Annotated in this window: 22 protein-coding genes; 3 read left to right on the top strand and 19 right to left on the bottom strand. The window is 72.6% G+C overall.

Annotated features, from left to right (window positions below; all coding sequences use genetic code 11):
• Positions 1-137: 137 nt before the first annotated feature.
• Together DEI94_RS01665 and DEI94_RS01660 are read left to right on the top strand one after the other, a co-directional pair.
• Positions 138-2,588, top strand: a complete 2,451-nt coding sequence (locus tag DEI94_RS01665) for a phosphoketolase family protein (RefSeq protein ID WP_111026994.1) — start codon at positions 138-140, stop codon at positions 2,586-2,588.
• A gap of 11 nt (positions 2,589-2,599) precedes the next feature.
• Positions 2,600-2,887, top strand: coding sequence for a DUF3253 domain-containing protein (locus DEI94_RS01660; protein ID WP_220035641.1), 288 nt, complete (start codon positions 2,600-2,602; stop codon positions 2,885-2,887).
• A gap of 237 nt (positions 2,888-3,124) precedes the next feature.
• On the opposite strand, the gene DEI94_RS01655 is transcribed toward DEI94_RS01660, so the two are convergent.
• From DEI94_RS01655 to DEI94_RS01620, 8 genes are all read right to left on the bottom strand, one after another.
• On the bottom strand, positions 3,125-3,925 hold the full coding sequence (locus DEI94_RS01655; protein WP_111009797.1) for an SDR family oxidoreductase: 801 nt from the start codon (positions 3,923-3,925) through the stop codon (positions 3,125-3,127).
• 98 nt (positions 3,926-4,023) lie between these two features.
• Positions 4,024-5,364 carry an ABC transporter substrate-binding protein gene (locus tag DEI94_RS01650; protein ID WP_111026995.1) on the bottom strand — a complete coding sequence of 447 codons (1,341 nt, stop codon included), beginning with the start codon at positions 5,362-5,364 and terminating at the stop codon, positions 4,024-4,026.
• Between the two features lie 256 nt (positions 5,365-5,620).
• Positions 5,621-6,583 carry an EamA family transporter RarD gene (gene rarD / locus DEI94_RS01645; RefSeq protein WP_258378021.1) on the bottom strand — a complete coding sequence of 321 codons (963 nt, stop codon included), beginning with the start codon at positions 6,581-6,583 and terminating at the stop codon, positions 5,621-5,623.
• A gap of 195 nt (positions 6,584-6,778) precedes the next feature.
• Positions 6,779-7,075 carry a co-chaperone GroES gene (groES, locus tag DEI94_RS01640; RefSeq protein WP_111009800.1) on the bottom strand — a complete coding sequence of 99 codons (297 nt, stop codon included), beginning with the start codon at positions 7,073-7,075 and terminating at the stop codon, positions 6,779-6,781.
• A 118-nt stretch (positions 7,076-7,193) separates the two neighbouring features.
• The gene (locus DEI94_RS01635; RefSeq protein ID WP_111027006.1) at positions 7,194-8,195 is read right to left on the bottom strand and encodes an NAD-dependent epimerase/dehydratase family protein; all 1,002 of its coding nucleotides are present in this window, start codon (positions 8,193-8,195) and stop codon (positions 7,194-7,196) included.
• A gap of 139 nt (positions 8,196-8,334) precedes the next feature.
• A complete protein-coding gene (locus DEI94_RS01630) occupies positions 8,335-10,077 on the bottom strand; it encodes a phospholipase C (protein WP_258378022.1) in 1,743 nt (580 codons plus the stop codon).
• Between the two features lie 36 nt (positions 10,078-10,113).
• Complete coding sequence (efeB, locus tag DEI94_RS01625; protein WP_111009802.1) at positions 10,114-11,433, bottom strand: iron uptake transporter deferrochelatase/peroxidase subunit; 1,320 nt, start codon at positions 11,431-11,433, stop codon at positions 10,114-10,116.
• Entirely contained in the window at positions 11,430-12,608 is a 1,179-nt protein-coding gene (locus DEI94_RS01620) for an EfeM/EfeO family lipoprotein (protein WP_111072198.1), read from the bottom strand. The genes efeB and DEI94_RS01620 overlap by 4 nt, the downstream gene beginning before the upstream one ends.
• Before the next feature lie 214 nt (positions 12,609-12,822).
• Between DEI94_RS01620 and DEI94_RS01615 the strand changes: the two genes are divergently transcribed.
• Positions 12,823-14,013, top strand: a complete 1,191-nt coding sequence (locus DEI94_RS01615) for a class I SAM-dependent methyltransferase (RefSeq protein WP_111026999.1) — start codon at positions 12,823-12,825, stop codon at positions 14,011-14,013.
• A gap of 157 nt (positions 14,014-14,170) precedes the next feature.
• Here DEI94_RS01615 and DEI94_RS01610 read toward each other — a convergent pair whose 3' ends face one another.
• The 11 genes from DEI94_RS01610 to DEI94_RS01560 form a co-directional block, all read right to left on the bottom strand.
• Positions 14,171-14,707 carry a DUF4190 domain-containing protein gene (locus tag DEI94_RS01610; RefSeq protein ID WP_111012151.1) on the bottom strand — a complete coding sequence of 179 codons (537 nt, stop codon included), beginning with the start codon at positions 14,705-14,707 and terminating at the stop codon, positions 14,171-14,173.
• Positions 14,708-14,930: 223 nt separating this feature from the next.
• Positions 14,931-15,992, bottom strand: a complete 1,062-nt coding sequence (gene tsaD / locus DEI94_RS01605) for a tRNA (adenosine(37)-N6)-threonylcarbamoyltransferase complex transferase subunit TsaD (protein WP_111027348.1) — start codon at positions 15,990-15,992, stop codon at positions 14,931-14,933.
• Positions 15,989-16,480, bottom strand: coding sequence for a ribosomal protein S18-alanine N-acetyltransferase (gene rimI, locus DEI94_RS01600; protein ID WP_258369899.1), 492 nt, complete (start codon positions 16,478-16,480; stop codon positions 15,989-15,991). The genes tsaD and rimI overlap by 4 nt, the downstream gene beginning before the upstream one ends.
• Positions 16,477-17,145, bottom strand: a complete 669-nt coding sequence (tsaB, locus tag DEI94_RS01595; protein WP_111027349.1) for a tRNA (adenosine(37)-N6)-threonylcarbamoyltransferase complex dimerization subunit type 1 TsaB — start codon at positions 17,143-17,145, stop codon at positions 16,477-16,479. The genes rimI and tsaB overlap by 4 nt, the downstream gene beginning before the upstream one ends.
• 147 nt (positions 17,146-17,292) lie before the next feature.
• Positions 17,293-17,979, bottom strand: a complete 687-nt coding sequence (locus DEI94_RS01590) for an SGNH/GDSL hydrolase family protein (RefSeq protein ID WP_111027350.1) — start codon at positions 17,977-17,979, stop codon at positions 17,293-17,295.
• A gap of 108 nt (positions 17,980-18,087) precedes the next feature.
• The gene (locus tag DEI94_RS01585; protein WP_111027351.1) at positions 18,088-20,721 is read right to left on the bottom strand and encodes a polynucleotide kinase-phosphatase; all 2,634 of its coding nucleotides are present in this window, start codon (positions 20,719-20,721) and stop codon (positions 18,088-18,090) included.
• A complete protein-coding gene (locus DEI94_RS01580; protein ID WP_111027352.1) occupies positions 20,718-22,226 on the bottom strand; it encodes a 3' terminal RNA ribose 2'-O-methyltransferase Hen1 in 1,509 nt (502 codons plus the stop codon). The genes DEI94_RS01585 and DEI94_RS01580 overlap by 4 nt, the downstream gene beginning before the upstream one ends.
• Positions 22,227-22,289: 63 nt before the next feature.
• Entirely contained in the window at positions 22,290-22,766 is a 477-nt protein-coding gene (gene tsaE, locus DEI94_RS01575; protein WP_111027368.1) for a tRNA (adenosine(37)-N6)-threonylcarbamoyltransferase complex ATPase subunit type 1 TsaE, read from the bottom strand.
• Between the two features lie 38 nt (positions 22,767-22,804).
• Positions 22,805-23,983, bottom strand: a complete 1,179-nt coding sequence (alr, locus tag DEI94_RS01570; protein ID WP_258378055.1) for an alanine racemase — start codon at positions 23,981-23,983, stop codon at positions 22,805-22,807.
• Positions 23,980-25,065 (bottom strand): alanine racemase, encoded by a 1,086-nt coding sequence (alr, locus tag DEI94_RS01565; protein ID WP_111027369.1) that lies wholly within the window; start codon positions 25,063-25,065, stop codon positions 23,980-23,982. Before alr (DEI94_RS01565) ends, alr (DEI94_RS01570) begins: the two co-directional genes overlap by 4 nt.
• Positions 25,066-25,161: 96 nt before the next feature.
• Positions 25,162-25,530: a holo-ACP synthase gene (locus tag DEI94_RS01560; protein WP_111012143.1), complete on the bottom strand. Its 369-nt coding sequence runs from the start codon at positions 25,528-25,530 to the stop codon at positions 25,162-25,164.
• Positions 25,531-25,534 lie beyond the last annotated feature (4 nt).

Genomic DNA, 25,534 nt, shown 5'->3' with positions numbered 1-25,534 from the left:
TGCGGCGCCGGGGTCGACGGTAGTCCCGACCCGGGACCGCGCGCACCGGCGTCTCCGGTCCTGTGGACGGGGGCGACCTGTGCACGTGCGTCCGGTCCTGTGGACGGTGACGCTCGAGCGCGCCTACGGTGGGGGCCATGTCGCACAGCGCCTCGACCTCTGACCGGCTCCTCGCGATCGACGCGTGGTGGCGCGCGGCGAACTACCTCACCGTCGGGCAGATCTACCTGCTCGACGACCCGCTGCTCACCCGCCCGCTCCGCCGCGAGGACATCAAGCCCCGGCTGCTCGGACACTGGGGCACCTCGCCCGCGCTGAGCCTCGTGTACGCACACCTCAACGCGCTCATCAGCGAGCGCGGACACGACGTGCTGTACGTGTGCGGGCCCGGGCACGGCGGTCCGGCGATGGACGCGAACGCGTGGCTCGACGGCACGTGGAGCGAGCTCTACCCCGGCATCACACCCGACGTCGACGGTCTCCGGCAGTTCTTCAAGCAGTTCTCGTTCCCGGGCGGCATCCCGTCCCACGCGGCCCCGGAGACGCCCGGCTCGATCAACGAGGGTGGCGAGCTCGGCTACTCGCTGTCGCACGCCTACGGCGCGGCCCTGGACAACCCCGACCTCGTGGTCGCCTGCGTGATCGGCGACGGTGAGGCCGAGACGGGTCCGCTCGCGGCGTCCTGGCAGGCACACACCTTCCTCGACCCGGTCAAGGACGGCGCGGTCCTGCCGATCCTCAACCTCAACGGCTACAAGATCGCCAACCCGACCGTGCTCGCTCGGATCCCGGACGAGGACCTCGTCGCCTTCTTCCGCGGGCTCGGGTACGCGCCGATCATCGTCGACTCGGCACGGGTCGACGACGACCCGTTCGCGGTGCACGCCCTGTTCGACGCCGCTCTGCGACGTGCCTTCGGGCAGATCGAGGACCTCCAGGCCGCCGCACGCGGTGGCTCGGGCACCGAGCGCCCGCGGTGGCCCCTCATCGTCCTCCGGACGCCGAAGGGCTGGACGGGGCCGAAGGAGGTCGACGGCCAGCGGGTCGAGGGCACCTTCCGTGCGCACCAGGTCCCACTGCCGGGCGTCCGCGACTCCGACGACCACCGCCGGCAGCTCGAGGAGTGGATGCGCTCCTACCGCCCCGAGGAACTGTTCGACGAGCAGGGCCAGCCCATCGGGATCCTCGGCACGATCCGCCCCGAGGGCGACAAGCGCATGAGCGCGACCCCCCACGCGAACGGCGGCCGGCTCCGGGTGGCGCTCGACCTGCCGGACCTCGAGCCCTACGCGGTGGACGTCCCCGACGACCGCACGACCAACACGTCCGCCACCGGGACGCTCGGCCCCTGGCTCCGGGACCTCATCCGCCGCAACCCGTCGAACTTCCGGCTGTTCGGACCGGACGAGACGATCTCGAACAAGCTCGACGCGGTGTTCGAGACGACGGACCGCGTCTGGCGCGCCGAGCTCGAACCGGACGACGCGCACCTCGCCCTCGAGGGCCGGGTGACCGAGGTCCTGTCCGAGCACACGCTCGAGGGGCTGCTCGAGGGGTACGTGCTCACCGGCCGGCACGGCATGTTCAACACGTACGAGGCCTTCGCGCACATCATCGACTCGATGGTCGGCCAGTACCTCAAGTGGCTCGAGTCCTCCGCGGACATCGACTGGCGTGTCCCGGTCTCGAACCTGACGATCCTGCTGTCCTCGCACGTGTGGCGGCAGGACCACAACGGGTTCTCACACCAGGACCCCGGGTTCCTCGACGTCGTCGCCTCGAAGCAGCAGGACCTCGTCCGCGTCAAGTTCCCGCCGGACGCGAACTCGCTGCTCGCCGTCGCCCGACACGCGTTCGAGACCACCGAGCGCGTCGAGGTGATCGTCGCGGGCAAGAACCTCGAGCCCGACTGGCTCCCGATCGACGAGGCCGTCGCGCACGTCGCCGCCGGCGTCGGGGTCTGGCACTGGGCGGGCACCGTCGCGGAGGGCGCCACGCCGAACCTCGTCATGGCCTCCGCCGGTGACGTCCCGACACTCGAGACCATCGCCGCGATCGACCTCATCCGAGCGAACGCGCCCGAGGTCGCGATCCGCATGGTGAACGTCGTGGACCTCCTCGCGCTCGGGGACCCGCGGAACCACGAGCACCCGATCAGCGACGACGACTACGACGCCCTGTTCCTGCCCGGCACGCCCGTGGTCTTCGCGTTCCACGGTTACCCCGCACTCGTCCACCAGATGACGTACAACCGGCACGGCCACGACGACATGCACGTGCACGGCTACATGGAGCGCGGCACCACGACCTCGCCGTTCGACATGGTCATGCTCAACGACATGGACCGCTTCGCGCTCGCCGCCGACGCCCTGTCCCACGTGGACGCCGACCGGTACGCCGGTCTCATGCAGGCCTGCCAGGAGGCCCGGGACGCGGCACGTCGGTTCGCCTACGAGCGCGGTGAGGACCACCCGGCGGTCGCCGGCTGGCAGTTCAACGGCTGGCCGCAGGACGACCCCGACGGACACCGTCAGGGCGTCGTCGGCGGGGTGCAGCAGGGTGCGGACTCGTCGGACGACAACCACTGAGGCGTGCAGTCGTGGGCGACGACCAGCGGACCGTCGGGGACGGCGTCCTGACCGACACCGATCACGCCCTCGAGGCGACGATCGCCCATCTGCTCGACACGCGCGCCGCCACGTCGAGCACCTGCCCGTCGGAGGCGGCACGGGCACTCGGCGGCGATGACTGGCGCAGCCTGATGGAGCCGACGCGGCAGGCCGCGCGCCGCATGGTCGCCCGCGGGGAGGTCGAGATCACCCAGCGCGGGTCCGTGATCGATCCCGACCACATCCACGGTCCGATCCGGATCCGCCGGCCGCGCTGACGCCGTTCATCCGCATCGCCTTCCTTCGGCGATCGATCCGCGGCGTTCGAGCGCCGAGCGGCTCGCCAGCGGGCGGCTGACCACGACCGTCGGATGGCGGTCGCGATCAGCCAGGGACGTGCCGCCGAGGAGTCGGAGGAACCGCCATGGTCGATCCCGTCGACGTCCTCAGCGTGAGGCCGCACGGGCGGCGTGCGCCGACAGCAGCGCGGCTCCGCCGCCCGGCGTCGAGGCGACTCAGGCGTGACGCCAGTCGTCCGACTGCAGGTGCGACCCGGCCTGCGGCCCCATCTGGAGCATGCCCCCGTCCACCGCGTACGAGGCACCGGTCACGTACGACGCGAGCGGCGACGCCAGGAACGCGACGACCGCGGCGATCTCGCGCGCATCCCCGGGGCGTCCGAGCGGCACCCCCGGCCGGTCGATGGGGTGCGGGTCGGTGTCCTCGTTACCCGTCATCTGCGTCGCGATCTCGCCGGGCGCCACGGCGTTCACGGTGATCCCGTGGCGCCCGAGCTCGAGCGCCACCGTCTTGAGCAGGCCTCCGAGGCCGTGCTTCGCGGCGTCGTACGCGGCGGACCCGACGCGTGGCTGGTGCTCGTGCACGCTCGTGATGCCGATGATGCGACCGCCACGACCGGCCTCGACCATGCGTCGGGCCGCGTGCTGGATGCACACGAAGGCGCCGTCGAGGTCCGTCGCGACGGTGTGCCGCCACTGGTCGAGGGTCATCTCGAGGAACGGTGCGTTGTCGCCGGTGCCGGCATCGTTGACGAACACGTCCACGCCGCCGAGTTCCTCCGCGAGTCGGTCGATGACCTGCCCGCAGCGCTGCAGGTCCGTCACGTCGATCTGCATGACGACCGCGCGGCGTCCGTGGGCGCGGACCTCGGCGGCGGTGTCCTCCGCGCCGCGGAGGTCCTCGAGGTACGTGATGCCGACGTCCATCCCGGCCTCGGCGAGCGCCACCGCGGTGGCCCTCCCGATCCCCGACTCGGCTCCGGTGACGATGGCGGTGGTGGGCTGGGAGTCACTCATGCCGCGGACGGTACCCCCAGCCGCCGGACCGTGCATCCAGCGACGACGCAGGGCGGCCCCGGTGCCCCGGGACCGCCCTGCGATCAGACGGACGTGACCTACTTGGTCGAGCCCTGGATGGCGCTCTGGTAGACCGGCTTGTTGTCCTGGTCGTACTTGTAGATGCCGATGTAGGCGCTCGATGGGTCGTTGTCGGCGTTGAACGGCCCGACGCCGGACGGTCCGGTGTACTGGATCTTCGTGCCGGCGTCGACGAGCTTCTTGCAGTCGGCGAAGGTCGAGCACTTCGTCCCGCCCTTGGCACCGGAGACCGAGGCCATGTGCGCCTGGATGGTACCGGCGTCGGTGCCCTTGCCCTCCTCTGCCGCGAGCGCGGTGAGCACCATGGCGTCGTACGACTCGGCGGCGTAGGCGAAGTCGTGGAGGTCCTTGCCCTCGTTCGTCTTGTACCACGTCGTCAACTTCGTCTTGAACGCGGCCTTCGGGTCCGAACCGGGGATCGTGCCCTGACCGTTGAGGAGCGTCTTCGGGTCGAAGTCCTTCGAGTAGTCCGCCGTGTTGCCATCGGACATGTACGTCTTCGACATGTCCCAGCCCTGCGAGACGAGCTCGGGCACGATCGACTTCGTCTCGTCGAACGAGAGGATGACGATCGCGTCCGGCTTGGCGGCCAGCGCGGCGGTCACCTCGGACGAGAACGTCGTCTGTCCGGGCGGGAACTCCTGCCCCTTGCCCTTCCCGCCGTAGACCACGCTGCCACCCGCGGCCTCGACGGCCTTCTGCACGGTGTTCCGCAGGCCGGTGCCGTAGGCGTCGTTGAAGACGAGGAACGCGATCTTGGCGTTGCCGTCGCCGACGACGAGCTGTCCGAGCGCGGAGCCCTGCACCGTGTCCGGCGGCGCGGTCCGGTAGTAGTACGACGAGTAGCCGGACAGGTCGGTCGCCGTGTTCGCGGGCGAGATCTCGATCGTGCAGCTGCTCGTGATCTGGTCGACGACGTTCAGGGTCACGGACGAGGACTCGGCACCGAGGACCACGGGGACCTTGGCTGCGATGAGCTTCTGGGCCGCGGACGACGACACCGTCATGTCGGTGCTGTCACCCGAGTCGGTGGCGGTCGAGATCTTCACGTCCTTGCCGATGACACCGCCAGCGGCGTTGATGTCGTCGATCGCGAGTCCTGCACCGGCGATGGCGGGCGGCCCGAGGTAGGCGAGGCTGCCGGTCAGGGGCAGCAGCGTGCCGTACTCCAACGCGTCCTGGCTGGGCTTCGACGGTGCCTTGCAGCTGGCCGCCGGGTCCTTGCCCGACGACGACGACGCCGACGCCGCACCGGATGCGCCACCGCTGCCGGCGCTCTCCGTCGAACACGCGGCGAGCAGGATGGCGGCTGCTCCCGCGATCGCGAACGCCTTGGCGGCGCTGCTGGTTCTGATCATCCGTGATGCCCTTTCTCTGAGCGGCCGCGACCGCTTCGATCGTCGAGCAGCTGTGCGTCCGCTGGGATGCGAGCAAACGTAGGGTTCGATTGTTTCGGCCGTGTGGCGGTCTCGTCAGGGTGGTGTTTCGTTGCTGAACCGTGACCGAACCTGTGGGAACGAACGGGAACGGCGATGCGGACCCAGCGGGTGCACAGTGCCGCCGCTGCTCGCGCTCGGCTCGGAGGCCTGTCGGAGCGTCAGCCTGTCGGCGCGCTCAGATCACGGGGTCGACGCGGACAGGGTCGCCGACCGGGCGCAGGGCGCGGCGCCCGGCGAGCAGACCGTCGGTCGACAGGACGACGAGCGCCACCCAGACCAGCGCGAACCCGACCCACCGCTCCGGCGACATCGGCTCGTGCTGCAGCCAGACGCCGACCACGAGCTGGAGGACCGGGGTCAGGTACTGCGTCAGGCCGAGCGTCGACAGACTGAGCCGGCGTGCGGACGACGCGAACAGCAGCAGCGGCACCGCGGTCGCCGGCCCAGCCGCGATGGTGATGAGCGCGTGCACCCAGCCGTTCGCCGTGAGGGTGATCCCGCCACGGGACCCGGTGGCGACGACGACGAGGCCGATCACCGCGACGGGGGTCAGCCACATGGTCTCGATGGTGAGGCCGCTGACCGCGTCGACGACGCCGCTCACGCGCTTCTTGACGAGCCCGTAGAGCCCGAACGAGAACGCGAGGGCGAGCGAGATCCACGGCATCCGGCCGTACCCGACGGCCACGATCACCACCGCCACGACGCTGATGCCGACCGCCGCCCACTGTGCGGCGCGGAGGCGTTCCCCCAGCAGCACGACGCCGAGGAAGATCGTCACGAGCGGGTTGATGAAGTACCCCAGTGCCGCCTCGACGGTGTGACCGGTGGTCGTGGCGACGACGTACACGGTCCAGTTGACGACGATGAGGAACGCGGCGAGCGCCATCACGCCCATGACCCGCGGTTGTCGGAGCAGCGCGACCAGGCGACCCCACGCGCGGAGCACCGCCGTCAGGACGGCGCAGAACACCAGTGCGAAGAGGATCCGCCACGCGACGATCTCGGTGGCTCCCGCCGGTGCCATGGCCACGAACAGCAGCGGCATGAGGCCCCAGAGTCCGTACGCGGCCAGGGCCTGGACGACGCCGACGGCCGCTTCCGATCGGGGTTCGGCGGACGCGGGTCGTGCTGGCACGCGTCCGATCCTAGGCACCGACGACACGGTGGTTGCCCGGCTGGCGCGTTCTCGACGGAACCGCCGTCCTCCGACGGGACGCGCGCCGGGCTGACGTGCGCACGCCGGGTGCCCGGGCCGGGCCGGGACAGCAGCAGGCCCCGCCGGTCGGAACCGACGGGGCCTGCTGGAGCTGGTCCTGCTGCTGGTGCTGTCCTAGCGGACGACGACGGCGAGCACGTCGCGCGCGGACAGGACCAGGAGGTCCTCGCCCGAGTACTTGACCTCGGTTCCGCCGTACTTCGAGTAGATGACCTTGTCGCCGACCGCGACGTCGAGCGGCACGCGGTTGCCGTTGTCGTCGATGCGACCCGGGCCGACGGCCACGACCTCGCCCTCCTGGGGCTTCTCCTTCGCCGTGTCCGGGATGACGAGACCGGACGCAGTGGTCTGCTCCGCCTCGACCTGACGGATGACGATGCGATCTTCGAGCGGCTTGATGCTGACAGCCACGGCTGACCTCTTCTTTCTCGGTACTGAAGAAAAACTGGGGCTGGCACTCCCCCAGGGGCAGTGCCAACCCCAACTGTAGGGGGTGGTCTGGCACTCGGTCAATCCGAGTGCCAAGAGCCTATCGCCGGCCGGCGGCGAGCGTCCGGACGACCTCGGGCACGGAGCCGCCGAGGTCGACCTGGCCGTGGTCCGCGAGCCACACGAGGGCGTCGGCGAGGGCCTCCAGGGAGGTCCAGCCCGGCGCGTACCCGAGCTCCGTCGCGGCCCGGTCGATGCTCATCGCGTGGCTTCGGCGCACGTGCTCGAACGCCGTGTCGGCGTGCTCCGGCGTGGTGGATGCGCGGAACGCCTCCCACGAGGCCGGACGGAGTTCCGCGGTGCGCCCGAACCAGTTCGCGACGCCCTCGGCGAGCCCCCGGACGCTCATCGCCCGCGGCGACACGACGTTGTAGACACGGCCGGCGGCCACGTCCGGCCGCTCGATGGCGAGCGCGAACGCCTGGGCGACGTCGTCGGCGTGCACGTGGTGCAGCGTCTCGAGCCCGAGGTCCGGCACGGTGAGCGGCTCCCCCGCGGCGAGGCGTTCCCAGACGGTCGCGTCGAGGTTCCCGAGCGGCGTGATGACGGGCCACCCGGGGCCGGTGATGTGGCCGGCGCGGAGCACGGTGGCGGGGAGCCCGTCGGCGCGGGCGGACTCGGCGAGCAGCAGGTCCTCGATCGCCGCCTTCCGCGTGCCGTACTCGCCGATCGGCCGCCGCGGGTCGTCCTCCGAGGTGGGGACGACGAGCGACGGACCGTGCACCCAGATCGTGCCGCAGTGCACGAGGTGCCCGGTCCGACCACGGAGCGCCTCGACGAGGCCCCGCGCGTCGTCCTCGGTGAAGCTCGTCAGGTCGACGACGACGTCGGCCCCCAGGTCGGCCACGGCGCGTGGGAACCCCTCGGGGTCGCCCTCGCGGTCGAGCGCGACCCGCTCCACGTCGTCCCACGCGCCGTCCGCGACGTAGGGGGCGCGCTGCCCGCGGCTGATGGCGACCACGTGGTGTCCGCTCCGGACGAGGCGGGGCACGAGGAAACTCCCGATGTGACCGGTGGCTCCGATGACGGCGACGTTGCTCATGCCGTCCATCGTGCTCCTCCGCGCGGGACCGCGAGCGGCCGCGGCCCCGGACCGACGACGAACGGGAGGCACGGTGCAGGTGCGCACCGTGCCTCCCGGCCGTCAGGCGGTCACGTTCCCCCGCCGACGCGCGGCGGCGTCAGTGGTGGTGGTGGTGGTGGTGGTGCCCACCGCCCCAGCCCGGCTTGCCCGGCTTCCCCGGCTTCCCGGGCCCGTGCGGCGGGGCCGGCTTGTGCGTCGGGACGGTCGACACGACCTTCGCGACGGCGCCGGTGGTGGTGTCCAGCAGGACCTCGCGCTGCTGCGGGTGCGCGAAGTCGAACATGCCGGCGAGCGATCCACCGCGACGGTCGAACGAGGCGTCCCCGATGTGGCCGAGGCCCCAGTTGTCCTCGATGAACGCCGTGGTCGACGTCTGCTCGATCCGGGTGTGGTCGACCGCGTTCTGCTTGGCGAAGGGCGAGATGACGAGGTACGGCAGGCGCTGCGAGGGGCCGCAGCGGTCCTGGTACCCGCCGGCGACCGCGGCACGGGCGTTCGTGCAGATGGTGCTGTCGGTCGCCGTGTCCTTCGACCCGTTGAGGATCGTCGGGGCCTGGTGGTCGTACCAGCCGTCCGAGTCGTCGTAGTTGATGACGATCGCGGTCGAGGACCACGCCTTCGACTGCTCGATGGCGTTGATCTCGCGCGTCAGGAACTGCTGCTCGTCGATCGGGTCGGAGTAGCCCGGGTGGCCGTCCTGCGCCTCGGGGGCCTTGAGGAACGACACGGCGGGGACGTTGTCCTGCGCGAGCGCGGTGGTGAACGCCGACAGGTCGTACTCGTGGTTCGCCTGGTCGCTGTGCCCGATCATCGCGTCGCTCGTCGGCGGCAGGTGGTGCGGGTTCGACGTCGACTTGTAGTACGCGAACGGGTTGTGGTGTGGCGAGTAGTCCTTCGCCGCGGTCCCGCCGAGGTTCGCGGTGGTGGCGTCGCACTTGGCGTACGTGCCGGAGCCCGCGTACTTCGTGGTCGGCGTGAAGCCGCCCTGGAACCAGCCCCACGTGACGCCCTTGGCGTTGAGCAGGTCACCGATGTTTTTTCCCTGCATCGCGACGAGGTTCGACGTCGACGTGTGGTCGCTGTCGGAGCAGTCGTCGTAGGCGGGGTCGGGGTCACCGATCACGGTGCCCACACCGTCCGCGTTCGCCGAGGCGACCGCGGTGGAGCCCTTGACCACGGCGCCGGTCACGGAGTCGACCGCCACGCCGCCGTGCGTCTGGCCGCTCACGAGGTTCAGCGCACCGGGGGTGGACGGCCCGAAGGTCGTGTCCCAGGCGTTGTCGCTCATGGCGTAGTTCTGGGCGTAGTTCCACAGACCCGTGACGGTGTTGCCGTCGTAGTAGTCCATGGCCAGGCCCGGGCTGCCGTACTCGCCCGTGCAGGTGTCGGTCGAGGTGTTCTGGACGAAGGCGTCCATCTTCCCGCCGTCCTCCGCCTTCTGCTCCGCCGCGTACCCGTGGTTCTGGTCGCAGGTGAGCGCCTGGGACGGGGTGAGCCGGCTCGGCGCGTAGAGGTTCGGGTTCCCCGTCAGCGTGCCCGAGGTGACGAGGTCGTTCACCCTCGGCGTGCCCTTGGCGGCGGCGAAGGTCGTGCCGTCGGTGTTCGTCGCGTTCGGGTAGGTCCCGAAGTAGTGGTCGAACGAGACGTTCTCGTCGAACAACACCACGAGGTGCTTGATGGGCGTGCTCGTGCGCGACGACGAGGCCGGTTGGTTCGTGGCCGATGCCGTGAGCGGCGCGATGGCGATGGCCCCCACGGTCACGGCGGCCACGGCGGTCGCTCCGGCGGCGAGTGCGAATCGCCCCTTCGTCGACCGCATGAGCGCGGATGGTCGGATCACTGGTGTCCCCTGTCTGATGGTGTGTGGAACAGTGCGTCAACTGAGCAGTGGTCGTCCCAGCCAGTCGTCCGCGTGGCGGACTCCCGGGAGGGCGAAGAAGTAGCCGCCGCCGACGGGCGAGATGTAGTCGACGAGCGGTTCGTCGGCGAGGCGCTTCTGGACCGTGACGAACTGCCGTTCGAGGTCCGCCTGGAAGCACGTGAACAGCAGCCCCATGTCGAGGTTCCCGTTCGCGTCGGTGCCGGCGTCGTAGTTGTAGGGGCGACGGAGCATCTGCTGGCGCTTCGCCGCGGCCGTGCGGGGGTTCGCCAGCCGGATGTGTGCGTCGAGCTGGATGACGTCGCCCGTCGGGTCGTCCGCGTAGTCCGGGTCGTCGAACTCGTGCGTTCGGGTGAGCGGGGCGCCGGAGTCGCGGTGGCGGCCGATCATCGTCTCCTGCTCGTGCAGGGACACGCGGTCCCAGAACTCGACGAGCATCCGGATCGTCCGCACGACGTGGTAGCTGCCGCCGGTCACCCAGTCCGGCTCGACGACGCCGTCCTCGATCCGGCCGGCCCGGGTCCACACGAGGTCGTCCATGGCCGTCCGGTCGCTCGTCGACGGGTTGGCGGTGCCGTCCTTGAACCCCAGCAGGTTCCGCGGCGTGCCACTCGGCCGCGGCGGGGACACGAAGCCGTCCTGTCGCCACCGCACCTGCATCGCACCGCGCGTCGCCCGCGTGACGTCCCGGAGCGCGTGCACGACCGTGTCGGTGTTGTTCGCGCACACCTGCAGGAGCAGGTCGCCGTCGCAGATCGCCCGGTCGAGCGCGTCGTTCGGGAAGTCCTCCATGGTCCGCAGGCGCGCGGGCTTCCGGTCCGCGATGCCGTACCGGTCGTCGAACAGCGACGCCCCGACACTCGTGGTGACCGTCAGACCGTCGGCGGGCACGTCCGGTCCGAGCACGCCCGAGTCCGACGGCGGTGCCGTGATCCCGACGTCGGTCGGCTGTCCGCCGCGGGTGAGGAACCGCGAGCGCTCCGTGATCGTGCGCAGCAGGTCGCGCAGCTCGGACCGGGAGGCCGCGGTCACGTCGAGCGCCACGAAGGCCGCCGACCGCTGGGCCGGTGTGGTGATGCCCGCCTGGTGGGCGCCGTGGAACGCGTACGACGCCGCGGCACCACCGTCGGTCGCGGTGTCGCTCGCCGGGTTCCCGGCGCTCGCCGCGGTCGTGTCGGCCACGGCCGGGAGGCCCGGTGCCAGGGCCGCGGTCATGGTCGCCGCCGCCCCGGCGCCGGCTCCGGCCGCTCCCGCCAGGAACCCACGGCGGGAGGGACGGCGTGCCGCGGCGTGCGGGCACTGGGGCTGGTCGGTCACGAGGTCCTCCGGATGTCGCAGATCGCCGCGACGGGCGCGAGCAGTTCGAGTGCGCGGTCGATGGACGCGTCGAGGTCCTCCCGCTGCGTGGTCGTGAGGTCGGCGAGCGGCGTCCACGTGCCGTCGGCGTGGCGGCCCTCGTCGACGCGCGCCGTGAGCGCGGCGAGTGCCGCATCGGTCGCGGCGAGGTGCGGGTACCGGGTGCGGAGGATCCCCCTGATCGGGTCGAGGGCCCGCTCCGTGCCGGCGACGTTCGCGGCGATGGTGGCCAGGTTCGTGTGGCTGCCGGCGTCGGTCGCGCCCGTGGCCTCGAACTGCAGCGCGTTCTCGAGGATCTCGTGTGCGCGGAGCCCGATGTCGAGCGGGTCGATGCGGGCGGTCGGGAACGTGGCCTCGAGGTGCTGGACGGCCGCGACGAGCGCGTCGGCGACCGGAGCGCTCGCGGACACCGGTGCGCCGGACCAGAGCAGGGCCTCCAGGCGGTGGAACCCGGTGAGGTCCGGGTCGTCGAGCGCGGTCCGCCCCGACGCGGGGGTGCCGTCGATGGCCGTGTCGGCGTCGCCGAACGCCCCGTAGGCGGCGCCGAGCTGCTCGTACTCCGTGTGCCCGGTCAGCCAGTCCCGCTCGGCGGCCGCGCGGTCGCCGCCGTGCACGTCGGCGGCGACCCGCCGGACGTCGGCCTCGAGCACGGGCAGTCGACCCTCGATCCAGTCGCCGTACGCCTTCGCGGCGGGGATGAGGTCGTTGCGGGTGACGGGCACGACCCCGGGCGTCGCGCCGGTCACGTGCGCCGCGCCGTGGAGGTGGACGACCGGACCCACCACCGCGTCGGCGTCCGCCGGCAGGCAGCGGAACCGGTAGGCGCCCGAGCCGAGGCGCACGCGGTAGGTCTGGGACGCGCCGGCGCCGAGCCCCTCGGCGTCGAGGTACACGGCCCCGGACCGGGGGTCCTCGAGCTGCACCTCGACGCCCGCGACCGAGGTGTTCGTGATGCGGAGGGTCTGCGTGCCGCCCGCGGGGTCGGTCCATCCCGTCCCGCAGACGTCGGTGCCCGCGGCGACGTCGTAGTGTCCGGGGACGGCGCGCGTCGGCAGGAGGTGCGGCACGACGATGCCGGCCGTCACGACGAGTGCGACGACGAGCCCGACGACTCCGTACGCGAACCGATTCGACACCCGAGCCCCTTCCGCTCCCGGCCCCGTGGAGCAGCACGGGACGCCCTGATCGGACCCCCTTCCGGGGGGGATCCGCGGAACACCGTAAGCCCGCTCCGAGGCCGGGTTTCCCCTGCGTTCACCGTCGTCACCGACTGTTCAGACAGCCGTCCGCCGACGGTCACGGAAGTGGGGGCTTGCCGAACCGTCGTGCGGGAACTGGGAGGATCGGGGCATGGACGCCGCCGACCTCGCACAGCTGCTCACACCCGAGGGCATGGCGCTCCTCGACCGTGTCCCGGGCCTGGCCGAGGGCGACGACGTCGTGCGTGCCGTGTCGCGCCTCCGCGCCGAGGGCCACGATCCACGGCTCGTGGCGACGGTCCTGACGCAGGCGCGACTGCGTCAGCGGGCCCGGGCGAAGTTCGGCGGCTTCGCGGGCCGGATGCTGTTCACCGAGGCCGGTCTCGAGCAGGCGACGCGCCTCCGCGTCGCCGCACAGCACGCCGGCCGGTTCGCCGCCGCCGGGATCACACGCGTCGCCGACCTCGGGTGTGGCATCGGTGGTGATGCGCTCGCGCTCGCGGCGCTCGACCTCGAGGTCGTCGCCGTCGACCGCGACGAGGTCACCGCCGCGATCGCCACGCACAACCTGGCACCGTGGCCCCCGGCCCGGGTCGAGCTCGGGGACGCGGCCCGCTTCGACGTCGGCCGGGTCGACGGCGTGTGGCTCGACCCGGCACGGCGCACCGCGGGACACAGCGACACACGACGGCTCGACGACCCGGACGACTGGTCCCCGTCCCTCGACACGGTGTTCGCCGCGGCGACGCAGCTGCCCACCGGGGTCAAGCTCGGGCCGGGCGTCGACCGCGACCTCGTCCCCGACACGGCCGAGGCGCAGTGGACGAGCGTCGACCGCGAGGTCGTCGAACTCGCGCTGTGGTTCGGTCCCCTCGCGCGGCCGGGCGTCCGCCGCGCGGCCACCGTCATCGGCGCGCACGGGGTCGCCGAGCTCACGGGTCCGGCCGACGCCGAGGACGTCGAGGTCGGCCCGCTGGGCGAGTACCTCGTCGAGCCGGACGGCGCGGTCATCCGAGCTCGGCTCATCGGAGATCTCGGGCGGCGACTCGGCGGTCGGATGCTCTCGTCGGGCATCGCCTACCTGAGCACGGACGCACCCGTCGACACCCCGTTCGCCCAGGTGTTCCGCGTGCGTGACGTCCTGCCGCTCGACCCGAAGCGCATCGGTGCGCGGCTGGCCGCGGACGGCTTCGGCCGGGTGGAGATCAAGAAGCGCGGCGTCGATGTGGACCCCGCGCAGTTCCGTCGGCGGTTGCGCCTGCAGGGCGGGTCCGGGCAGGCGACGCTCGTCCTCACCCGCCTGGAGGGACGGCACGCGGCCGTCCTGTGCGATCGCCCCTGACGCCGGTCCTGCTTGCCCCATCCGCCGAGATCGCACAACACGCCGCTCACCTTCGAAGGTGAGCGGCGTGTTGTGCGATCTCGGTGAGGACCGCCGTCGGCGGGCGGGCGGTGCGGGGCGGGGCGGGGCGGGGCGGGGCGGCCCGGGAGGCCCGGGATCAGGTGTTCGGGTAGTTCGAGTAGTCGCCGTTGTGCGACGCGACGAACGCGAAGAAGATGACGATGAACACGATGTAGGCGACCCACAGCGCCGTGATCACGTAGCCCGCGATGAGCCCCGTGAGCGCGAGCGGGCGCCCCTGCTCCCCCGTGCGCTTGATCTGGTGCAGGCTGATGTGCCCGAACACCACCCCGAGGGGCGCCACCACGAAGCCGAACACGATGGCGAGGATCGAGAACAGGTTCCAGCTCGACGACGCCTGCGGGTACCCCGACCCGGGCTGCCCGTAGGGATTGGGCTGGCCGTACTGCGGCTGGCCGTACGGCTGCTGTCCGTAGGGCTGCTGGCCGTACTGCGCCTGCCCGTACGGCTGCTGACCGTGCTGACCCTGCTGTCCGTACGGCGACTGCTGCCCGTGCTGCGGCTGTCCGAACTGGGGCTGTCCGTACCCGTGGTGTCCGGACGGTGTCTGTCCGGACGGCGCCTGGCCGGACGGCGTCTGTCCGTACTGCGGCTGGTCGTTCTGGTCGGACACGTGTTCCCCTCCTCGTCGCCCACGGTGCGGGCGTCCCGCCGATCCTCCCACAGGGCGCGTGCGCACGACCGGCCGCCAGCACCCCCGGAGCGGGGGAGGCACGGCCAGCGGACGCGCGGTGCCGCGCCGCCGCGGTCGTCAGGCCCGCACCGTCGTCGGACCTGCACCTCGTCAGCCCTGCATCGTCGTCAGGACCTGCACCCTCGTCGAACCTGCACCGTCATCAGACCTGCACGGTCGTCACGGGCAACGTCGAGTCCGCCGCGATCCCCAGGTCGCTCGGGGCGTGCCCGGACGCCAGGAGCTGCGCCCCGATCGCGGCGATCATCGCGCCGTTGTCGGTGCAGAGATCGAGCGGCGGGATCCGGAGCGTGACGCCGGCGGCCGCGCACCGCTCCTCGGCCACGGCCCGGAGCCGCCGGTTCGCGACGACACCCCCGCCGAGCAGGAGCCGGTCGACGCCGGTGTCCCGGCACGCGGCGAGCGCCTTCGTCAGGAGCACGTCGACGACGGCCTCGCGGAAGCTCGCGGCGACGTCGGCGACGGGGACGTCGCGCCCTTCGTCGCGGCAGCGCTCGACCCAGCGGGCGACCGCGGTCTTGAGGCCGGAGAACGAGAAGTCGTACCGGTGGGCCGCCATGTCCTTCGGCAGGGTGAGGCCGCGGGGGAACCGGATCGCGGAGCGGTCGCCATCGGCGGCGGCTCGGTCGATCTCGGGCCCGCCCGGGTACGGCAGCCCGAGCAGCCGTGCGATCTTGTCGAACGCCTCACCGGCAGCGTCGTCGATCGTCTCGCCGAGGAGCTCGACGTCGTCGACGAGGTCCCGCACGAGCAGGAGCGACGTGTGGCCGCCCGACACCAGCAGTGCGACGGTCGGCAGTTCGATCTCGGTGCCGTCGGCACGCAGGACGTCCGCCCCGACGTGGCCGACCAGGTGGTTCACGCCGTAGAGCGGCTTGCCGGTCGCGACCGCGAGCGCCTTCGCCGCGCCGACCCCCACCATGAGGGCACCGGCCAATCCGGGTCCAGCGGTCACGGCGACGGCGTCGAGCTCGTCGAGCCGCACGCCCGCGGTGTCGAGTGCCTGCTCGAGCGTCGGGGTCATGGCCTCGAGGTGGGCACGCGCCGCGACCTCGGGCACGACCCCGCCGTAGCGGGCGTGTTCCTCCATGCTCGACGCGATGACGTTCGCGAGCAGGGTGCGGCCCCGCACGATGCCGACGCCGGTCTCGTCGCAGCTCGTCTCGATCCCGAGGACCAGCGGGCCGTCCGTCGTCGTGCTCATGCCGTGCCTCCCGTCGTTCGGTCCCGGACCGAGCCCCGCATGACCAGCGCGTCGACGTCGTCGGGTTGGTAGTACCGCGGCCGCGTGCCGATGGCCTCGAAGCCGAACGAGCGGTACATGGCCTGCGCGACGGGATTGTCAGCACGGACCTCGAGGAACACCTCGCGCACGTCGCGGCGGGCGGCCTCGTCGAGCAGCTCGCGGAACAGCGCTCGCCCGAGGCCCTGCCCGCGGTGGTCGGCGGCCACGGCGATCGTCTGGACGTCACCGTCGTGTCCTCCGGGCAACGACGAGAACCCGGCGTACCCGACCAGGACCGGCTCCGGTGCCTCGTCGGTCGTCTCGGCCACGACGTAGTGGCCGTAGGGCGAGCGGAACTCCTCCCTCATCTGCGCGGTCGACCACGCGTCGGTCGGGAAGGAGGTCCGCTCGAGCCGCATGACCGCGTCGAGGTCGTCGGGCCGGGCGGGCCGGATCCGCCAGCTCACGAGCGCACCCGCTTCGGCGCACCCGGCATGGTCACGTCCGGGTCCCGGAGGTACAGCGGCTCGTCGTCGGCGAACGGTGCGCCGACCGCCAGACGTTCGGCGGCGAGCAGTCCGAGGCGCCCGGCCGGGATCGTCACCGCGGTGACGCGACGCAGATCGGCGGCGTCACCGAGCACGGCGTCGAGGTCGTCCGGGCGCGCGAGCCCGGGCCCGGCGGTCCGCACCGGGAGCGGTCGGGAGGCACGGTGCCGGTCGGACCGGCCGGTCGCCGCCGCCTCGCTGCCGCCCGCGTAGACGCTCCAGTAGACCTCGCGTCGGCGCGCGTCGGTCAGGACGACGAGCGGCCCGCCGTCGGCCTCGGCCGCGGCGACGGCGTCGTGGCTCACGACCGGGAGGAACGGCACCGATCGCGCGACGGCGAACGTCCGCGCCGCGGCGATCCCGACACGGAGGCCCGTGAACGGCCCGGGACCCATGCCCGCGACCACGCCCGTGACCGCCGCAGGGGTGACGCCGGCGATCGACAGGACGTCGGCCAGGAAGGGCCCGACGACCTCGGCGTGCCGCCGGGTGTCCTCGGTGCTCCGCTCGGCGAGCACGGTCCGGGCGGCCGGGTCGACGAGGGCGACGGCCGTGCCGGCGGACGTGTCGATGGTCAGGAGCACCGGACCATCGTACGGTCGTGGCGGGGACGCAGGGTGGCCACCCGCGCCTCCCCGGCGCACGCGGGGACGGGATCGAGCTGTCCGACGAGCTGGACGAGCGCGGGCGCACCGTCGCCGGCCGGTGCACGGCACCGGCCGGCGGGTTGCTCAGTTGCTGATGCCGGCCGCGGCGAGGTCGTCCGCGATCGCGTCCCCGAGGACCCGCTGGCCCTCGACGGTCGGGTGCTCGCTGTCCCCCTGGAGGAGTTGCGGCTGTCCGGCGAGCGGCTGCCCGACGTCGACGAACGTCCCGCCGGCGGCGGTCACCGCGGCCTGGAGGGCGTCCGAGCTCTCCGCGACCACCGGGTCCGCGGGCCCGGGCTGGTTCCAGAGGGTGCTCAGCCCGACGATCCGGGCATCCGGCAGTGCTCCGTGGATGCGCGCCACGGTCCTCCAGGCTCCCCTGGCGATCGCAGCGGCGCTCTGACCCTGGTCGTTGTCGGACGCCTGGATGACGACGAGGTCGGGGTGCGCCGCGACGGCCTGCCCGACGAGCCCGTTGAAGTCCGTCCCACAGTCGCCGACGCGGACGAACCCGGCACCGCTGCACGCGAGGTTCGTGACGTCGACGTGCTCGTCCGCCGCCTCCAGGGCGGGCCACGCCTGGTCCGGGCTGGCGAGGCCGTAGCCGGCCATGATCGAGTCGCCGATCGTCACGATGTGCGGTCGCGTCGCGTTCGCCGCGGAGGGCGCCGTCGAGTCGGCCGCTTCCGCGAACGCGGTCTGTCCGACGAGGCCGGATGACGCGGCCACACCGAGGATGGACACGAGGATTGCTTTCGGGAGCATCTTCATGGCGGTGACGGTAGCGGCGTGACCGGATCGTGACCTGTGCGCTCGGGGGACGGAATCGCCCCCGCCTCGGACCCGACGGCGCTCCTCAGGACGACGCGACGACTCCGGTCAGAGCCGCGGATCGACCGGCTCAGACTCCATCGCGAGCACGGCGAACACCGACTGGTGCACCCGCCACAACGGCTCACCGGCCACGAACCGCTCGAGCGCCTCGAGTCCGAGCGCGTACTCCCGCAGTGCGAGGGAACGCTTGTGCCCGAGCTCCCGGTCGCGGAGGCGTTCGAGGTTGCGGGGTTCGGTGTACTCCGGCCCGTACACGATGCGGAGGTACTCACGCCCGCGCACCTTGATGCCCGGCTGCGTGAGCCCCTTCGCCCCGCGGTGCAGGTTGACGAACGGCTTCACGACCATCCCCTCGCCTCCCGCATCGGTCAACTCGGTCCACCACGCGGTCCCCGCCTCGACACTCGCCGGATCGGCGAGGTCGACCACCACCGAGCGCGTCCGCTCCACGAGGTCCGGCGCGGCGGCCGCCAGGCGGTCGGCGACGCCGAGGTGCCAGCCGTGGTCCGTCGTCGCGTACGTCCGTCCCTCGGCGGCGAGCACCTGGAACGGGGCGAACCGCACCCCGTCGAGCCCGTCCGCGTCCGCGGCGTACCTCCGGTAGGACGCGACGTACGCATCGGCGTCCACCGCCCGTGCCCGCGTCCGCTCGAGCAACGCGGTCACGTCGATGCCGGAGGCCGCGGCCTGCTCGAGCGCGGACACCGCGGTGGGCAACGCACCCGTGGCCGCGGCACCGATCGCGGCGTACTGGCCGCGGATCATCCCGCCGGCCTTGATCGACCACGGCAGGATCTCGCCGTCGAGCAGCAGCCAGTCCGTCGCCAGCTCCGACCAGAGTCCGGCGTGCTCCACGGCCGCGTCGAGCCGTCCGAGGAACCGGGCGGTCAGCTCGGGCGTGAAGAACGCCCGCCCGGTGCGGGTGGTGACCACGCCCCGCCAGCCGTCCGGTGCTCCGAAGCGCCGCGGATCGCGGGTCAGGAGGACCGTGGCCCGCGAGCCCATGTGCTTCTCCTCGCCGACGACGCGGTCCACCCCCGCGTCCCGGTAGGTCGCGAAGGCCTCGGCCGGGTGTTCGAGGAGGCCGTCGACCCGGGAGGACGAGGTCGGACTCATCGTGGGCGGCAGGTAGAGCAGGTGCGCGGGGTCGACCGCGAACCGGCTCATCACCTCGAGCGCGCCCGCCGCGTGCTCGCCGCGGACGCCGATCCGTCCGAGGAACCGGGTCTCGACGACCTGCCTGCCGAGCACGTCGTCGATCGCGAGCATGCCCGCCGGGCGCGGGCGGGTCGTCGTCACGTCGCGTCCGGGAGGCACGACACCGACCGTCGATGGGCCTCCCGGGCCGCTGTCCACCGGTCCGGTGCCGTCGGCCGACGCGACGCGGTCGGCGCGGAGGGGTTCGAGCGGCTTCGCCGCGGCGTACCAGACCCGCTCGGCGGGGACCTGCACGAGCTCGCGCTCCGGGTACCGGAGGGCGGACAGCACGCCGCCGAACACGCACCCGGTGTCCAGGCACATGGTGCCGTTGATCCACTCGGCATCGACGGTCGGGGTGTGGCCGTACAGCACCGTGGCGCTCCCGCGGTAGGAGTCCGCCCACGGGAGCCGCACCGGGAGCCCGTACTCGTCGGTCTCGCCCGTGGTCTCGCCGTACAGCGCGAACGCCCGGACGCGACCGGAGGCCCGGCCCTGGTACGCCTCGGTCATGCCTGCGTGAGCGACGACGAGGCGTCCGTCGTCGAGGACGAGGTGACCCACCAGGCCCTCGCAGAAGGCCAGCACGGCCGCGCGGAACGACGCGGGCTCGGCCGCGAGCTGTGCCACGGTCTCGCCGAGCCCGTGCGAGGTCTGGACCTTCCGCCCCCGGAGTGCCCGGACGAGCTTGTCCTCGTGGTTCCCGGGGACGGCGATCGCGTGTCCGGCACCGACCATGCCCATCACGAGTCGGAGGACGCCCGGGGTGTCCGGCCCGCGGTCGACGAGGTCGCCGAGGAACACCGCGCGCCGCCCGGCGGGGTGCACCGCGTCGACGGGGCGGCCGAGGTCGTCGCGGACGAGCGTGTAGCCGAGCTGGCCGAGGAGGGTCTCGAGCTCCGACCGACATCCGTGCACGTCGCCGATCACGTCGAACGGGCCGTGCTCGTCCCGCGCGTCGTTGAGCAGTCGATCGCGGACGATCGTGGCGTCGGCGATCGCATCGACGCCGTCGAGCACGTGGACGCGCCGGAAGCCCTCCTTGCCCAACGACCGGAGGGATCGACGGAGCTGGTCGTGCTGCCGCTTGACGACGGATGCACCGAAGGTCCGATCCGTCCGGGCCGCGTTCCGCTCGACGCACACCGACTCGGGCACGTCGAGCACGATCGCGACCGGCAGGACGTCGTGTTCACGCGCCAGCCGGACCCAGTCGCGGCGCGCTTCGGACTGCACGTTCGTCGCGTCGACGACCGTCAGGAGCCCCGCGCGGAGCCACTGCGCGACGACGTACCGGAGGGCGTCGAACGCCGCCGGGGTCGCCGACTGGTCGTTCTCGTCGTTCGCGACGAGACCGCGGAAGAAGTCGCTCGACAGGGTCTCGAAGCGGCCGAAGTGCCGTGCGGCGAAGGTGGACTTGCCGGACCCGCTCGGCCCGACGAGCAGCACGAGCGCCATGTCCGGGACGTGGAGCTCGCTCATGCGGCCGCCACCGTCCCGACCGTGGCGAGGTCGGACCGACGGAACACCGCCATCTGCGTGGGTGGACCGACCTCTGCGTCATCGTCGCCCACGGGGCGGTACTCGACGACGTAGCCGTTGTCGGCCGCCACACGCTCGCTCCACGCACGGAAGGCACCACGAGTCCACTCGAACCGGTGGTCCTCGTGGCGGACGTGACCCGCGTCGAGGTGCGGGAACCGCACGTTGTGCTCGGCGTTCGGTGTCGTCACGATGACCGCGCCCGGCCTCGCGACCGCGAACACGGAGACCTCGAGCGCCGGCAGTCGCCCGGGGTCGACGTGTTCGACGACCTCCATGAGGACCGCGGCGTCGAGCCCGGCGATCCGGTCGTCGAGGTAGGTGACGGAGGACTGCACCAGGCGGATCCGCGCACGTTCGGCATCGCTGGCCTCGTCGAGGTGGAGCCGTCGCTCGGCGCGCGCGAGCTCCCGCGGCGACACGTCGCTGCCGATGACGGTGGTGAAGGACCGGTCGGCCTTGAGCCGCATGAGCAGTGCACCCTCGCCACATCCGAGGTCGGCGACCGTGTGGGCGCCGACGTCGTGGAGTGCGGCCATCACCGCGTCGGCCCGTCGTCGGTACAGCGGTGCGTGGTCGGGTCCGGCGGCCGGGTCGTCGGGCGTTTGTCGGGCCTCCCGGTCGGCCGTGGCCGCTCCGTCCCGGTCGGCCGTCGCCGCTCCGACCGTGTCGCCGACCGCGTCCTCGACCCCGAGGAGCCGGTCGGTGGCGTCGACGACCATGCCCCGCTGGTGGGCGAGGTACCGGGCCGTGATGAGGTCGCGGAGCGGGTGGTCGGCGAGCCAGCCCTCGCCTGCGCGGAGGAGCTTGCCGACCTCGTCGTCGTTCACCCAGTAGTGCTTCGCGTCGTCGAGGACCGGCAGGAGCACGTACAGGTGCCGGAGCGCGTGTCCGAGCCGCACCGTCCCGCGCAGGGTGAGACCGACGGTGGGAGCCGGTCCCCACGCCGGATGCGTTTCGTCCAGGAGCCGACGATGCTCCTCGACGTCCCACCCGAGCGGGGCGAACAGACGCGTGGCCAGGCCGGTGCCGTCCTGGTCGAGTTCACTCGGCACCGACGTCAGCGTCACCTCGAGGGGCATCGGCGCCGCGGCACGCTCGGGCAACGACGTGCTCCGGCCGCCCATCGCGGTGCGGAACACCTGCCCGATCGCGACCGCGACCATGGACGAGGAGGCGTACGGCCGGTCGTTCACGTACTGCGCGAGTGCGAGCGTGTCCCCGCCGAACCGCCGGCTCCGCGCGAGACCCACCGGATCGACCTCGAGCAGGAGCGCCGCCGTGCAGCGCTCGGAGGTCGCCTCCGGGTAGAAGACGTGGGCGTCACCGACGCTCAGCGAGAACGTCTGCGCGCGCCCCGGGTGCTTGTGGAGCAGGTGCCCGAGGTCGAGGGCGTCGACGCCGCCCGGGTCGGTGTCGCCGGTGGTGGTGATGGTGACGAGCACTGCTGCGGTTCCCCCCTGACACGACCGCCCTCCGCGGTCCGAGCGCCATGGTAGGGCACCCCCTCAGACGGTGACGCCGTCCCAGCGCGGGCCCACGGCGCGGACCACCACGTGCCGCGGTTCGTCGGGGACGTCGTCCGGGTCGACGTCGTCCGCGTCGATCACGCCCGCACCGTCGCCGGGCAGCGCAGCACCACTCGCCCGCTCGATCTCAACCTCGAGCACCTCCGCGCTGATGCCGTCCACCATGCCCCGCCCCCACTCGACGACGACGACCGAGCCGTCCCAGTCGAGGTCGAGGTCGTCGAGTTCGACCGGGTCGGACAGCCGGTACGCGTCGACGTGCACGAGGTCGACGCCCCGGGCCGTCGGGTGGGTCCGGGCGAGCACGAAGGTCGGGCTCGACACCTGCCCCCGTGCGCCCATGGCGGCGCCGAGGCCGCGGGTCAGGGTCGTCTTGCCCGCGCCCAGGGGCCCCGTCAGCACGACGAGGTCCCCCGCACGGAGCACCGCTGCGAGCCGGGCTCCGAGCGCCTCCATGGCCCCGGTGCCGTCCACCACGACGTCGAGCAGCACGGTCACGGTCGGCCACCCGCACTGCGGTTCAGGACGGCGGCACGCTGGCTGAACTCCTCGGCGTGCCGCCCGGAGTAGCGCCGTGGCACGCGTCCGCCGATCCGGCAGGCGAGCTCCTCGCCGATCGTGTCGAGCCCCGCGGCCCACTCGAGGATCGTCGACTCGCCGCGCTCGCCCGTGCCGAACAACACGACCGTGTCGCCCACACGGACGTCGTCGTCCCCGACGTCGACGAGGAACTGGTCCATCGCCACCCGCCCCGCGATCGGGTAGCGGACGCCGCCGATCGTGACCTCGACCCGTCCCTGGGCGCGCCGGGGCACGCCGTCCGCGTAGCCGACGGGCACGAGGGCGAGCGTGGTCTCGGCGGCGGTCCGGTACGTGTAGTCGTACGAGACACCCGTGCCGACGGGGACCCGCTTGACCTTCGCGACCGACGCCGTGAGCGTCATCACGGGGGTGAGCCCGAGGTCCGCCGCGGTGACGCCGTCCGCGCCGGGGATGCCGTACGTGTTCGCCCCCATGCGGACCATGTCGTGCCGGAACTCGGGCCGCTCGAGGCCGGCGAGGCTGGCGGCGACGTGCCGGATCGGCAGCTCGAGCCCGAGTCCCGCGGCGGCGTCGACCGCCTCGGTGAACACGGCGACCGCCGCGGCGTCGTCGTCGTCGGACGCCTCCGCGAGGTGCGTGTACGCGGCGACGACCTCGATCGCACCGGCGCGCTGGGCGTCGCGGGCACGTTCGACGAGCGCAGGCCACCGGTCCGGCGTCGCGCCGTCGCGGTGGAGGCCCGTGTCGACGCCGAGGTGCACGCGCGCCGGCCGCTGGGTCACGGCCGCGACGATCCGGTCGAGCTCGGCCACGTTCGACACCCCGAGGTCGACACCGGAGTCCACGGCGTCCCGGGGGTCGAGGTCCGGGTCGTGCTGCCAGGCGAACAACCGGACGTCCTCGCCGACACCGACCGAGCGCAGCCGCAGGGCTGCCTCGACCGTGAGCACCCCGAGCCAGCGGACGCCCGCGTCGACCGCGGTGAGCGCGAGGGGCACCATGCCGTGTCCGTACCCGTCGGCCTTGAGGACCACCATGACCTCGACCGGGTCCATCCACGACCGCAGGAGGTCGATGTTGGCCCGGTACGCATCGAGGTCGACGACGGCCTCGCGGAGCGGCGCGCTCACGTCGTCCTCCTCGCCAGGAGGGGGCCGAGTCGTGCGACCACCTCGTAGTTGATCGTGCCGATGGCGGCCGCCCATTCCTCGACGGACGGCACCCCGGTGGCCGGGTCGCCCCAGAGGACGACCTCGTCGCCCGCCGCGACCTCCGCGTCGCCGACGTCGATGTGCATCGCGTTCATCGCCACGCGGCCGACCACCGGGAAGCGTCGGCCGCTGATCGACACCGACACCCGGTTGCCGAAGCCACGGTCGAAGCCGTCCGCGTAGCCGAGTCCGATGATCGCGAGCGTCGTCTCGCGCTCGGTGCGGTGGGTGTAGCCGTACGAGACACCGTGCCCCGCCGGCACCCGGATCGTCCGGAGGACCGACGCCGTGACCGTCATCGCCGGGCGGAGTCCGAGCTCGGCGGACGTCCGGTCCGCGAACGGGCTCAGGCCGTACAGGGACAGGCCGATCCGGGCCAGGTCGCGTCGCGTCTCGGGCACCGCGATCGACGCCGCGCTCGCCGCGAGGTGGACGACCTCGGGCACGATCCCGTGGGCGGCGAGCACCGAGAGCGCCCGCTCGAGGGCGGCGTCCTGGGCGAGGTCGTCCTCGCGGGACGCGTTGGCCAGGTGCGACATGACGCCCTCCACCCGTGTCCGCGGCAGCGCGGCGGCAGCGGCGAAGAGCTCGGGCCACTCGGACTCGACGGCGCCGTTGCGGCTCAGGCCGGTGTCGAGGACGAGGTGGACCGCGGGCACCTCCGCGCCGGCTGCCGCGGCGAGCTGCTCGACCGACGAGACGGCCGGCGTGATGCCCTCGGACGCGGCGCGCACGAAGTCCTCGTCCGGGGCGTGCAGCCACGCGAGGATCCGCACGTCGATGCCGGCGCGCCGGAGCGCGAGGGCCTCGTCGACGTCCGCGACGCCGAGCCACTCCGCGCCCGCGTCGACGAAGGCGCGTGCCGCCTCGACGGCGCCGTGCCCGTACCCGTCGGCCTTGACGACCGCGATCACACCCGCCGGTGCCACCCGCTCGGCGAGCGTCGCGTAGTTGGCGATCAGGGCCTCCCGGTCGACGGTGACGCCGGTGAACGCGCTCACCGGGTCACCACCACGGACGGGAGGCACGGTTCGGCCCCGGCGTGCTGGGTCGGCCGCGCGCTCCCGCGCGGCCTCCACGTATGGTCGGTCAACTCCTCAGTTCCCTTCGATGACGACGAACGCCGTCGCGATCGGTCCATCGTGCGACAGTGACAGATGGACGGCCGTCACGCCACGCGCGTCGGCCACCGCCTGGGCCCCCGCGTGCAGGGTCAGCGACGGTGCACGCTGGTCGTCCGCGACGACCTCGAGTTCCTGCCAGCTCAGTCCCGCACTCGTGCCGAACGCCTTGATCAGGGCCTCCTTGGCCGCGAAGCGGGCGGCGAGCGAGGCGGTGGGGCGGGGCTCGCCGTCCCGCAGCAGCTCCGCCGGCGTGAACAGGCGACGCCGGAGCGCGGGCGTGCGCTCGAGGACCCCGGCGAACCGAGCGAGGTCCACGACGTCGACACCGATGCCGATGATCACGGGA

The organism is Curtobacterium sp. MCBD17_040, assembly GCF_003234805.2.
Lineage (GTDB): Bacteria > Actinomycetota > Actinomycetes > Actinomycetales > Microbacteriaceae > Curtobacterium.
This window is presented reverse-complemented; position numbering and strand designations above follow the sequence as displayed.